We start from the raw sequence: 12,803 nt of genomic DNA on the forward strand, positions 1-12,803 counted from the left end.
GGCAGCGCATCCGGCAAGGTCCGGCTTTTTATTTATGCAACGGCGCGTGGTTTGCTAGGATAGTCAGTAGACCCCATCGGAGGAGCCTGCAATGAATCAGCCACTTCGTGACGATATGGATTTTCGAGCGTTTATCGGCGATGTGAAACCCTTGGCCCCCAGCAACCGTGCCGATGCACAAAATCACCGCAAACGTCCCTCCGAGGCACAGCTGGCCCGCCGTGAGAGCGCCCAGGAAGCCGTTGACGAGCGCAATTTCCTGTCCGACGACTTCGTTGACCTGCTACCGCCTTTCGACCCGATCGAGTACCGCCGGGAAGGCATTCAGCAAGGCGTAGTCGATAAGCTCAGACACGGCGGCTATAGCGTGCAGGCGCAGTTACACCTATTGCGCCGGCCTTTGGCCGAATGCCGACGTATGCTGTTTCCCTTCATCCAGGAGGCGTATGCCCATGACCTGCGCTCGGTCATGATCGTGCATGGCAGGGGGCGCGAGATGGACAGTCCGGCCAATGTGCTGCGCTCTTACCTGGCCAAGTGGCTCAGTCAGTTCGAGGAGGTTCAGGCCTATGTGTCCGCCCAGCCCTCGGAAGGGGGGCTTGGCGCTACCTGGGTGATGCTGCGCAAGAGCGAGCGGGCGAAAGCCAACAATCGCGAGCGCCAGCAGAAAAGGCGCGGATAAAAGCTCAACAGCAAAAAGGGCAGCTTTCGCTGCCCTTTTTACGTCTAGCTGACTGCCGATTATCCGCGGTTTGTCAGACGGCGCTCGAACAGCGCCTGGCGCTCTTCAACGTCCGTTTGATAGCGCACGCTGAACGAGTTCAGTAGCCGCAACGCATCTGCGGGGTCCTGATCATCGCGCAGCGCCATGGCGTTGAAACCACAGCGGCGCATGTAATCCAGCTGGTCGACCAGCACATCGCCTACCGCACGTACTTCACCGGCATACCCGAAGCGTTCGCGCAAAAGCCGGGCAAGCGAATAGCCGCGGCCGTCGGTAAAGCTTGGAAAGTCGATCGACACGGCAGGGAGTGGTGCAAGATCTGCCGCAAGCTCAGCGGTCAGCTCGGTATCACTCAGCAGCAGTGGGGCAAGTTCCTCATCCTGCTTGTTGACCTGCCACAAGGCCAGCGGCACGAAAGCCGGACGCTGTTCGGGCAGTACGTCGACGTCATAAGAAACGCACCAGGCGTTTTCCACCGCAAGCCCACCATTGATCAGCAGGTGATTCACGTGCACCGGAGGATGGGCAAGCGCTTGGTCAGTCGGGGTATCCACGTTACTTGGCATAGACACGCTCTTTAAAGGGTTTCAAACCAATACGGCGGTAGGTATCCAGAAAGTGCTCATCTTCATGGCGCTCGGCGACGTACACCTGTAGCACCTTCTCGACCACATCTGGAACATCTTGACGAAAGAAGGAAGGACCAAGAATCTTTCCAAGCGATACGTCATCGGTGGCATTGCCGCCAATCGAGATCTGGTAGAACTCTTCGCCTTTCTTGTCGACACCCAGAATGCCGATATGACCTACATGGTGGTGGCCACAGGCGTTCATGCAGCCCGAGATATTGAGATCCAGCGGGCCCAGGTCGTACAGGAAGTCCAGATCCTCGAAGCGCTCCTGCAGCGACTGGGCAATGGGGATCGATACCGCATTGGCCAAACTGCAATAGTCACCGCCAGGGCAGCAAATGATATCGTTGAGCGTACCCACGGTGGGGTTGGCCATGCCCAGGGCGTCCAGCTCATTCCAGAGCGCTTCGATTTCATCGACCGGCACATCCGAGAGCACCAGGTTCTGCTCGTGGGTCACACGTAGCTCGCTGAAGCTGTAGCGGTCGGCCAGATCCGCCACGGCATCCATCTGATCGGCGGTGACATCGCCCGGGGCGTGCTCCCGGCGCTTGAGCGACAGCGTAACCGCCTTGTAGCCCGGCACCTTGTGGTCGGTGACGTTGTTGGTAACGAAGCGCGCGAAGCTACGGTTCTCCGTGCGCAGACGTTCGAAATCAGTGACCGCGCTTTCTGCCACCGGGCGCCGCTCGGGCTCGGGGAAATGGCGCTTGGCAGCCTCTACTGCAGCCTGGTTGAGCGTTTGCGGGCCATCCTTCAGGTGGGCCCACTCTTCGTCCACCCGGCGGCGATACTCTTCGATGCCCAGCGCCTTGACCAGAATCTTGATGCGTGCCTTGAACTTGTTGTCTCGGCGACCGAACTGGTTATATACGCGCACGCAGGCTTCAAGATAGGTCAGCAGATGCTGCCAGGGCAGGTCCTCGCGCACGACTTCGGCAATCATCGGCGTGCGTCCAAGGCCACCGCCGGCGAGTACCTTGACGCGCAGCTCGCCTTCGTCGTTGCGCCACAGGCGCAGGCCGATATCGTGAACCTGGATCGCGGCGCGATCCGCGGCTGCACCAGTCACGGCAATCTTGAACTTGCGCGGCAGGTAGGCGAATTCCGGATGCAGGGTCGACCACTGGCGAATCAATTCACACCAGGGGCGCGGGTCTTCCACTTCATCCTTGGCAATGCCGGCGAACTGGTCGCTGGTAGTGTTGCGGATACAGTTGCCGCTGGTCTGAATGGCATGCATCTGCACCGTGGCAAGCTCGGCCAGGATATCCGGCACGTCTTCCTGGGCAGGCCAGTTCAGCTGCAGGTTTTGACGGGTCGTAAAGTGGCCGTAGCCGCGATCGTACCGGCGGGTGATATCTGCCAGCGCGCGCAACTGATAGCTTGCCAGCATGCCGTAAGGAATGGCGATGCGTAGCATCGGCGCATGCCGCTGGATATACAGGCCGTTTTGCAGCCGCAGCGGACGAAACTCTTCTTCTCCCAGGCGTCCCGCCAGGTAGCGATCCATCTGGTCGCGAAACTGGGCAACGCGCTCATCAACCAGCGTCTGGTCATGAATATCATAACGGTACATGTGGCACGATCCTGCTAAAAGCGAAATGGTCACGTCAGGGCGGACAATACGATAGTGCTACCTTAACGCCTGTCTCATATTCTACAAAAGAATATATAATTATCTTTTTATCGTTAAAGGGTATTTAAAGTGGCGGGGGAGAGCCAGCGTCTACGCTGCCACACCCACAAGAACCCCGCTGAATTGGTCAGCCGGTAGCACAGCTGCGCCAGCCATATGCCAAGCAACCCTTGCTGCAGGCCAATCCCTACCCACCAGGCAAGGGGTAAAAACAGCAGCCACTGCATGCCAAGGCTCAATGCCATCACCGTACGCTGTGCCCCGGCTCCCATCAATGCCTGGGCGAGTACCAGGGCAGCGGCGTCCAGCACGATCATCATGGCGGTAATCTGCAAAGGCAGTACGCCCAGTGCTACCAGCTCGGCGCTTGAAAAGAAAATGCCGAGTACCTGATCAGGCACTATCAGCATGGGCAGAGCCAGCACGGCAAGCAGCATGCCTGCCACGCGCAGCGCATCGAGCCCCCAGCGGTGGGCGCTGTGCTGATCATCACGTCCTAGCGCTTCGCCCACCAGGCTCATGGTGGCAACGCCGACGCCTACACCGGGAAGAATCAGCACCAACGAGAGATTGACCAGTACATGGCCTACCGCAACGCTTGCTGTTCCCAACTGGCTCAACAGCCAGAAGAGCACAAGGTAACCTGCTGCAAAACATATCTGCTGCAGTGAGTGCGGAAAGGCAAGGGCAAAGGTGGCACGCAGGATAGCAGAGGAGGGCAAGCCTGACCGTATGTCGGCATGGTGTGGCGACTTAAACGTCACCCACAGCCAGAGAAAAAGCCCCAGAAACAGGGAAAGCGTGGTGCCTACGCCTGCCCCGTCTGCGCCTAGCCTGGGCATTCCTGCCAGGCCGTAAATCAGCACGCTGCTGGCCGCTACGTTGAAAAGTTGTACGACGATGATGATACGCAAGTAGAGATGCGTCTGTTGGCGACCATTCCAGTAGCCCCGTAAACAGAGTGTCAGGGCAATGGCCGTGAGCGCAACCACACGCCAGCGGAAGTAATCAATCGCTACGCGCTCCACATCCGGTGCTTGAGTGATCAGGCCCAGCAGCGCAGGCGCCTGCCACCAGGCCAGCAAGGATAAGGGCACCCCAACAGCCAGCCCGATGATGACACCTGCGTGAAGCGGCTGGGCCATCTGCAGACTGCTTGCATCAAGGCGCTGGGAGGTTTGCGACTGCACGCTGGAGGAGAGACCGAACACCAGCGCCGTCATCATGAACATAGCGTACCCACCGACGCCAACCCCCGCCAGCGCTACTTGACCTAGATGCCCCACCAGCGCAGCGTCGATGATATTGAGCATGCTCTGGGAAAGCATGCCCAACATGACAGGAAGTGCCAGGCGCATTATCTTGGCATGGCGATCATCCGCTAACGCCATATCAGCTGGGGTCGTAGGAGAGTACCGGCGATAGCCAGCGCTCCATTTCCTCAAGCGACATCTGCTTGCGCTCGGCAATCGCCTCTACCTGGTCACGGGTAATCTTGCCGGTGGAGAAGTACTTCGACTGCGGGTGGGCAAAGTACCAGCCAGCTACGGCCGCAGCCGGCCACATGGCGTAGCTTTCCGTCAGCGTGAGTCCGGTATTTTCCGTGGCGTTGAGCAGCTTGAACAGCGTACCTTTCTCGGTATGGTCCGGGCAGGCCGGGTAGCCTGGGGCCGGGCGGATGCCTTGGTACTTTTCTGCGATCAGGTCATCGTTATCCAGCGCTTCTTCTGGCACGTACCCCCAGAACTCCTTGCGTACCCGCTCGTGAATCCGCTCGGCAAAGGCTTCTGCCAGACGATCGGTCAACGCCTGAACCAGGATGGCGTTATAGTCATCGCCTGCGGCCTCATAGGCCTTGGAAAGCTCATCCACCCCATGGCCGGTCGTCACGGCAAACCCGCCTATCCAGTCGGCCTTGCCACTTTCCTTGGGCGCAATGAAGTCCGCCAGGCTGTAACAGATACCGTCACGGCCTTTGGTGGTCTGTTGGCGAATATGATGGAGACGCTCGACCACCTCACTGCGTGACTCATCGGCGTACACTTCAATGACGTCGTCGTCCACACTATTGGCAGGCCACAGACCGATCACGCCGCGGGCCTGTACGCGCTTTTCATCGACGAGCTTTTTCAGCATCACCTTGGCATCGGCAAACAGGTTGCGTGCCGCTTCACCCACAATCTCGTCATCGAGAATTTTCGGGTATTTGCCCGCCAGCTGCCAGCTCATGAAGAAGGGCGTCCAGTCGATGCGCTCGATCAGCTCTTCAAGGTCATAGTCGTCAAAGGTCTTGAGGCCCGTGAAAGCGGGTTTAACCGGGGTCATGGTGTCCCAGTCGGTACGGAAACGGCGCTTGCGAGCCTGGGTATAATCCAGGTCCGCCGCCTTGGGGCGACGTTTGGCGTTACGCTCGCGGACCTTCTCGTACTCTTCGCGAATCTCCGCGACATAGTCGGTTTTCAAATTCGGCGCCAGCAGGCGCCCGGCCACGCCAACCGCACGAGAAGCATCGGTCACGTAGATCACCGGGTGCTCGTACTGAGGTTCGATCTTGACCGCGGTATGGGCCTTGGAGGTGGTCGCTCCACCGATCAGAAGCGGCAGGTTCATGCCCCGGCGTTGCATCTCCTTGGCGACATGTACCATTTCATCCAGCGAGGGCGTAATCAAGCCAGAAAGGCCGATAATGTCGGCATTGTGGTCGATGGCCGCCTGAAGGATCTTGTCGGCGGGTACCATCACGCCGAGGTCGATCACTTCGTAGTTGTTACACTGCAGCACCACGCCGACGATGTTCTTGCCGATATCGTGAACGTCGCCCTTGACGGTGGCCATGATGATCTTGCCCTTGGCCTGGGTCTCTTCACTCTTTTCCGCCTCGATGAACGGAATCAGGTAGGCCACCGCCTGCTTCATGACACGCGCTGATTTCACCACCTGCGGCAGGAACATCTTGCCCGCGCCAAACAGGTCGCCGACCACGTTCATGCCATCCATCAACGGCCCTTCGATCACCTCGATTGGGCGCTCGGCCTGTGCTCGGGCCTCTTCGGTGTCATCTTCGATATAAGCCGTGATGCCTTTGACCAGAGCGTGCTCGATGCGCTTGTTGACCGGCCAGCTGCGCCATTCGAGATCCTCTTTCTTGGCTGCGCCGCTGCCGTCACCCTTGTACTTGTCGGCAATGTCCAGAAGCCGCTCGGTGCCGTCGCTGCGCCGGTTGAGCACCACATCCTCGACGGCTTCGCGAAGCTCCGCGGGCAGGTCGTCATAGACGGCCAACTGGCCGGCGTTGACGATCCCCATGGAAAGGCCAGCGCGGATGGCGTGGTAGAGGAACACCGAGTGAATCGCTTCGCGCACCGGGTTGTTGCCCCGGAAGGAGAACGACACGTTGGAAACACCGCCGGAAATCATGGCGTGGGGCAGGTTGTCGCGAATCCACTGGGTGGCTTCGATGAAATCCACCGCGTAGTTGTTGTGCTCGTCGATACCCGTGGCGATGGCGAAGATGTTCGGGTCGAAGATGATATCTTCCGGCGGAAAGCCGATATCATCGACCAGAAGGCGATAGGCGCGCTCGCAGATCTCGGTCTTGCGGGCGAAGGTATCCGCCTGGCCCTCTTCGTCGAACGCCATGACCACGATAGCGGCACCGAAACGGCGGCACTTGGTGGCCTGCTCGCGAAACGCGGCTTCGCCCTCTTTCAACGAGATCGAGTTGACCACCGCCTTGCCCTGAACGCACTTCAGGCCCGCTTCGATGATCTCCCACTTGGAGGAGTCGATCATGATCGGCACGCGAGCGATATCCGGCTCGCCGGCAATCAGGTTGAGAAAGCGCACCATGGCGTCCTCGGACTCAAGCATGCCCTCATCCATATTGATATCGATGACCTGGGCGCCGCTTTCCACCTGCTCGAGCGCCACTTCAAGCGCCGTGGTGAAGTCTTCTTCCACGATCAATCGCTTGAAGCGCGCCGAGCCCGTGACGTTGGTACGTTCCCCCACGTTGACGAACAGCGAGCTGCCGTCGATGTTGAAGGGTTCGAGCCCGGAGAGGCGACACGCTGCGCTGCGCTCGGGCACCTGACGCGGTGGCATGGCGCTGACCGCTTCGGCGATCGCGCGAATGTGTTCAGGCGTCGAGCCGCAGCAGCCACCGATGATGTTGACCAGCCCGCTGTGAGCGAACTCGCCGACGATAGCCGCCATCTCTTCCGGTGTCTGGTCGTACTCGCCAAACTCGTTGGGCAGGCCGGCATTGGGATGGGCGGAGACGAAGGTGTCCGCCTTGGTGGAAAGCTCTTCAAGGTACGGGCGCAGCTCTTCTGCACCCAATGCGCAATTCAGGCCGACCGAGAGCGGCTGGGCGTGACGCACCGAGTTCCAGAAGGCTTCGGTGGTCTGGCCCGAAAGCGTGCGGCCCGAGGCGTCGGTGATCGTGCCGGAAATCATTACCGGCAGGCGCCTGCCCAGCTCTTCGAAAAGCTCTTCAAGGGCGTAGATGGCGGCCTTGGCGTTGAGCGTGTCGAAGATCGTCTCGATCATGATCACATCGGCGCCGCCTTCGATCAGCGCGCGGGCCGCTTCGTGATAGTTCTCGCGCAGCTCATCGAAGGTGACGTTACGCTTGGCCGGGTCGTTGACATCCGGTGACAGCGATGCAGTACGCGATGTGGGGCCGAGAACACCTGCCACATAGCGCGGCACGCCGGTTTCCCGAGCCACGGCGTCACATACTTCTCGTGCCAGTCGCGCCGACTCGCGGTTGAGCTCCACCACGATCTCTTCCATGCCGTAGTCGGCCTGGGAAAGACGCGTGCTGTTGAACGTGTTGGTTTCAATGATGTCTGCGCCAGCTTCCAGGTAAGCGCGATGGATCCGCGCGACCACATCAGGGCAGGTAAGCGCGAGTAGATCGTTGTTGCCCTTGAGGTCCGAGGGCCAGTCGCTGAAACGCTCTCCCCGAAAATCCTCCTCGCTCAGCTGAGCGTTCTGCAGCATGGTGCCCATGCCACCGTCCAGGATCAGGATGCGTTCAGCAAGGCGTTGTGTGAGGGTTACGGTCAAAGCACTATCAGCCATGGCAGGGGGAGTTCTCCAGCGTCACAGTCATCAAAGGGGAGGTTGTTATCGTCGGTAAAGCTGCGTATAGAGGTATGAGGCGCATGATGATAACAAAAGGCATTACAAAACGCCCCTAAGTGCGATGCCAGAAGGGATGAGCATTGCTAATACAGTGCATGAGCAAGACTAATTAACCCTGCCTGCCTGAAAGCGTTGTCATGGATAAAACTGTGAGCAGGGCTTTGAACATGCGTTGCAAGTCGGAACAGTCACCATTTTCGACACCCCAGTTCCTGCTCGTCGAGGAGGTGGCTAATCCGATTGTCCACACTGAAGCAGCCGATGTTGCTGAAGAAGTACGGAGCGAGCAGCAACGACAAGGCCGAGGTGCACTTGAAGACATGGCTTGAATAACATGGTGCGGACAAATAGCCTACTAAAATACTCGGGATTGTGTCAGCGCATCGTTTTGCTTACCATAGGCACAAACGACATGTGAAGTGGCATCGCCACTACCACGGGAGGAAGACAGCCCTCATGACCATGATTAGCGAAAAAGACACTAACGTCGATACTCAAGGTATTGATATTACTGATAGCGCTCAGACATACCTTGCGGAACTGCTGGAAAAGCAGAACGTGGAAGGTATTGCCGTACGCATCTTTATCACTCAGCCCGGCACGCCCTATGCAGAAACCTGCCTGGCGTACTGCCGTCCCGGCGAGGAAGAGCCCACCGACGTCAAGCTCGAGCTCGAGAAGATCAACGTCTATCTGGACAAGAACAGCCTGGCGTTCCTGGACGAGGCTGTGGTGGACTTCAACGCCGACCGCATGGGAGGGCAACTGACGATCAAGGCGCCCAATGCCAAGATGCCCAAGGTGAATGCCGACAGCCCCCTTGAAGATCGTATCAACTACGTACTCTACAGCGAAATCAACCCGGGACTGGCAGCGCACGGTGGTGAAATCAAGCTGGTAGAGCTGACCGACGAGAAGATGGCCGTGCTGGCGTTTGGCGGTGGCTGCCAGGGCTGCGCGGCGGTGGATCTGACCCTGAAAGATGGTGTCGAGAAAACCCTGATGGAGCGTATCCCGGAGCTTGCCGGTATTCGCGATGTTACCGACCATACGGATACGACGAACGCTTACTACCGCTAAGTGTCTACCCTTCGCTAAGCGTCTATCCTCTAAAACCCAGCCTCGGCTGGGTTTTTTTATTTCGTTGAAACGATTTTCTAGTGCGCTGGCGTAAAGCGTGCAACTATTTAAATCTTATCAAGGGTTATACAAACGCTAGGTAGCGATTAGATGCCGTTCTTTCCCGAGCGGGCAGTCTTTCACTAGCGCCGGGCATAAAACAACGGATGTATTTCCGCATCGGGGGATACCACTATTAATACAAAGCGCGCATTTTCCAATATTCACAAACCTATCTTCTTTGGCTCATTGGCCCTGCTGATTGCCGTCACTCTACCATTGATCCTGTTTCCCGAGATGGGGCGGGTCTGGGTAATGGTGGCTCAAAGCTTTGTCACCGATAATTTCGGTGTGCTTTATCAGGCCATGGGCATCGCATCGCTTGGGTTCATGTTCTACATCATTTTCAGTGATATCGGTCAGATCAAACTGGGCGATGCGGATTCCGAACCCGAGTTTTCGCTGTTTTCCTGGGGGGCCATGCTGTTCGCCGCGGGTATCGGCGGGGCGGTCGTATTCTGGGGTGTCGTGGAGTGGATGTATTATCTGCAGAGCCCGCCGTTTCATCTCGAGCCGTTCTCGGAAGAAGCAACCGCCTGGGCGGCAACCTACGGCATGTTCCACTGGGGCCCCATCGCCTGGTCGATCTATCTGGTGCCGGCGCTACCCATGGCGTACTTTCTTCACGTGCGCAAACACAAGGTACTGCGTATCAGTGAGGCCATTCGCCCGGTACTGGGTGAAAGGCTCGCCCGCAGCTGGCTGGGTAACATCATCGATGTGCTGTTCATCTTCGGTATGCTGGGTGGCGGAGCCACGTCGCTGGGTATTCTTGTGCCGTTGATCAATCAAGGCCTGGGCGATGTGTTTGACTTTACCCCCAATGCAGTCAGCCAGGTGGGTGTGCTGGCAGGCACTACCGCGTTGTTTGCCATCAGTGCCTGGCGGGGTCTCAAGGGCGGTATCGAAGTGCTATCGGATATCAATATGTATCTGGGCCTGGGGATATTGCTGTTTGTGCTCACTGTGGGGCCTACCGTGTTCATTCTGGATACTGGCCTCAATTCCATTGGCCTGATGCTGAGCAACATCATTCAGATGGCCACCTGGACCGAGCCGTTTGGCGCACTTGGCGGGTTTGAAGAGACGGGCTTTGCCAAATCCTGGACGGTTTTCTACTGGGCGTGGTGGCTGGTGTTTGCGCCTACGGTAGGGCTTTTCATTGCACGTATTTCCAAAGGGCGTCGCATCAAGACCATGGTGGCGGGTTCGCTGTTCTTTGGCTCGCTCGGGTGTGCGCTGTTTTTCATCATTCTGGGTAACTACGGCCTCTATCTGCAACTGAGTGGTACGCTGGATGTCATTCAGATCATGAATGATCAGTCTGCCAACGTGGCTTTCTACGCCGTACTCGGCCAGCTTCCCTTCTCCTGGCTGCTGACTCTGGCCGTCGTGATTCTGCTGTCCATCTTTACTGCAACCACCTTTGATTCGATTGCCTACATTCTGTCATCCGCGGCTGAAAAGAGCGTCAACAAGGAGCCGGCCCGCGCACATCGCCTGTTCTGGGCCTTTACGCTCTCGTTTTTGCCTATGTCGCTACTGTTTCTGGGCGGGCTGGAAACACTGCAGACCGCCAGCATCGTCAGCGGTGTACCGCTGCTGATCATTGCCGTGTTGCTGATGGTGTCGATGGTGCGAGCGGCGCAATACGATCTGCGCTATCAACCCGATTATGAAGAGCCTGAGATCAATATCGAGGAGTTCCCGGAGAACGATCCATGGACTGAAGAGGGGACGTGGGAAGTAGCGGAAGACGAATCCCCATCTGGCCAAACGTAAGGCATTCAGTAAAAGGCCACCGCGAGGTGGCCTTTTCAATTCAAACCGACTGCTTCAGCCGTTGGCGAAGCTTGGGCAGGGTGCGTGATACGGGCGGTATTCGCAGGCACAGCAGTAAAGTGCCGGTAAGCGCGTAAACGAACCACTCCTGCATGTCCGCTCGCACCACCCAAAGAAAATGCAGCAGCACCAGCGCAAGGATCAGGTAGCTCGCCTTATGCAGCGTTTTCCAGCGCTTGCCCAGCTTGCGCATGGCCCAGCGATTGGAAGTGACGCCCAGGATCGTCAGTCCCAGCAAAGCCAGCATGCCGACGATGATATAAGGCCGGTTGACGATTTCGCTACCCAGGCGAGCCCAGTCCAGACCCAGAATGAACAGCACGTAGCAGATGAGATGCAATACCGCATAGGCGAGCGTCCAGAGCCCCAGCTGGCGGCGAATAAGGTTGAAGCCTTTCCAGCGGGTCAGCTTGGTGAGTGGCGTAAGGCTAAGCGTGCACAGCAGCAGCCACAGCGCCCCCAGGCCAATATTGAGCAGCAGGTAACGCCCAGGCTCAGGCCCGGCCATATTGTTGGCCACTTGCCAGCCCCACCATACGAGTGGCAGCAGTGCGGCTGCAAATACGCCTGTTCGCCAGAGAGTAAATATGGTGGCAGGCATCGGCATCAGTAGTTGACCCGCAGATCCATGCCCGAATAGAGGCTGGCGACTTCATCGGCGTAGCCATTGAACATGCGGGTATCGATGATATTGGTGTTGAACAAGCTGTTGGGCAGGCGGCGTTCGGTCGCCTGGCTCCAGCGCGGGTGGTCGACTTCCGGATTGACGTTTGCATAGAAGCCATACTCATCGGCTGCGATTCGCTGCCAGGAGTTGAGCGGCTGTTCTTCGACCAGCGATATACGTACGATCGACTTGATGCTCTTGAAGCCATATTTCCAGGGCACGACGAGCCGCAGCGGTGCGCCGTTCTGGTTGGGCAGCTCGCGTCCATACATGCCCAGAGCCAGGAAGCTGAGCGGATGCATGGCTTCATCAAGCCGCAGTCCTTCCACGTAAGGCCAGTCAATCAAGGCAAACGAAGAACGCTGCCCCGGCATCTGTTCAGGATCGACCAAGGTTTCAAAGCGTACGTACTTGGCCTTTGAGGTAGGCTCGGCGCGCTCGATGACATCGGCAAGCGAAATGCCTAGCCAGGGAATGACCATCGACCAGGCCTCCACACAGCGCAAGCGATAGATCCGTTCTTCGAATCGGGAGGGTGCCGCGATATCTTCAAGCGCGAAGCGCCCAGCGTTATTGACCTCGCCATCGATCACTACACTCCAAGGCTCGGTCACCAGACTGCCAGCCTTGCGGGCCGGATCACTTTTTCCAGTACCGAATTCGAAGAAGTTGTTGTAGCTGCTGGCATCCGCGTAGGGAGCGGTCTTGTCCTTGGTCGGGTCACTGGGCATCACGGCCTGCCACTCGGCGGCATCGCGTTTGGCCTTGAACCATTCAGGAGCATCGCCTGGCGGTACATCACCATAGTCTGGGTGCTGCTCGGAGGCCTTGAGGCTACCGGCAAAGGCCAGACCTGCACCCAGACTGGCAAGCCCACCCATAAAGCGCCGGCGCGATAGATAGACCGTCTCCGGTGTTACCTCCGATTCATGAGTATCGCTTGGTTTGGCAATGTTGATCAGCATAATG

General features: G+C 58.0%; 10 protein-coding genes. 4 read left to right on the forward strand and 6 right to left on the reverse strand.

What is annotated here, in order from left to right; genetic code table 11:
- Window positions 1-91: 91 nt before the first annotated feature.
- Window positions 92-682, forward strand: coding sequence for a DNA endonuclease SmrA (gene smrA / locus HW452_RS09995; protein WP_224105962.1), 591 nt, complete (start codon window positions 92-94; stop codon window positions 680-682).
- A 59-nt stretch (window positions 683-741) separates the two neighbouring features.
- Here the strand turns inward: smrA and HW452_RS10000 are convergent, their stop codons facing one another.
- The 4 genes from HW452_RS10000 to metH all read right to left on the reverse strand — a co-directional run bounded on the left by HW452_RS10000 (window position 742) and on the right by metH (window position 8,083).
- Entirely contained in the window at window positions 742-1,290 is a 549-nt protein-coding gene (locus HW452_RS10000; protein WP_224105963.1) for a DUF934 domain-containing protein, read from the reverse strand.
- Window positions 1,280-2,935, reverse strand: coding sequence for a nitrite/sulfite reductase (locus HW452_RS10005; RefSeq protein ID WP_224105964.1), 1,656 nt, complete (start codon window positions 2,933-2,935; stop codon window positions 1,280-1,282). Before HW452_RS10005 ends, HW452_RS10000 begins: the two co-directional genes overlap by 11 nt.
- 113 nt (window positions 2,936-3,048) lie before the next feature.
- Window positions 3,049-4,386, reverse strand: coding sequence for an MATE family efflux transporter (locus HW452_RS10010; RefSeq protein WP_224105965.1), 1,338 nt, complete (start codon window positions 4,384-4,386; stop codon window positions 3,049-3,051).
- A 1-nt stretch (window position 4,387) separates the two neighbouring features.
- Window positions 4,388-8,083 (reverse strand): methionine synthase, encoded by a 3,696-nt coding sequence (gene metH, locus HW452_RS10015; RefSeq protein ID WP_224105966.1) that lies wholly within the window; start codon window positions 8,081-8,083, stop codon window positions 4,388-4,390.
- Between the two features lie 200 nt (window positions 8,084-8,283).
- Here metH and HW452_RS10020 point away from each other — a divergent pair, with 200 nt between their 5' ends.
- The 3 genes from HW452_RS10020 (at window position 8,284) to HW452_RS10030 (ending at window position 11,107) form a co-directional block, all read left to right on the forward strand.
- Window positions 8,284-8,475 carry a hypothetical protein gene (locus HW452_RS10020; protein ID WP_224105967.1) on the forward strand — a complete coding sequence of 64 codons (192 nt, stop codon included), beginning with the start codon at window positions 8,284-8,286 and terminating at the stop codon, window positions 8,473-8,475.
- A 127-nt stretch (window positions 8,476-8,602) separates the two neighbouring features.
- The gene (gene nfuA / locus HW452_RS10025; RefSeq protein ID WP_224105968.1) at window positions 8,603-9,226 is read left to right on the forward strand and encodes a Fe-S biogenesis protein NfuA; all 624 of its coding nucleotides are present in this window, start codon (window positions 8,603-8,605) and stop codon (window positions 9,224-9,226) included.
- A gap of 210 nt (window positions 9,227-9,436) precedes the next feature.
- Window positions 9,437-11,107, forward strand: coding sequence for a BCCT family transporter (locus HW452_RS10030; RefSeq protein ID WP_317986345.1), 1,671 nt, complete (start codon window positions 9,437-9,439; stop codon window positions 11,105-11,107).
- A gap of 40 nt (window positions 11,108-11,147) precedes the next feature.
- Here HW452_RS10030 and msrQ read toward each other — a convergent pair whose 3' ends face one another.
- Window positions 11,148-11,774 (reverse strand): protein-methionine-sulfoxide reductase heme-binding subunit MsrQ, encoded by a 627-nt coding sequence (gene msrQ, locus HW452_RS10035; protein WP_224105970.1) that lies wholly within the window; start codon window positions 11,772-11,774, stop codon window positions 11,148-11,150.
- The gene (gene msrP / locus HW452_RS10040; protein WP_224105971.1) at window positions 11,774-12,799 is read right to left on the reverse strand and encodes a protein-methionine-sulfoxide reductase catalytic subunit MsrP; all 1,026 of its coding nucleotides are present in this window, start codon (window positions 12,797-12,799) and stop codon (window positions 11,774-11,776) included. The genes msrQ and msrP overlap by 1 nt, the downstream gene beginning before the upstream one ends.
- Between the last annotated feature and the right edge of the window lie 4 nt (window positions 12,800-12,803).

The organism is Vreelandella aquamarina (assembly GCF_020075495.1).
In the GTDB taxonomy this organism is placed as follows: domain Bacteria; phylum Pseudomonadota; class Gammaproteobacteria; order Pseudomonadales; family Halomonadaceae; genus Vreelandella; species Vreelandella aquamarina_A.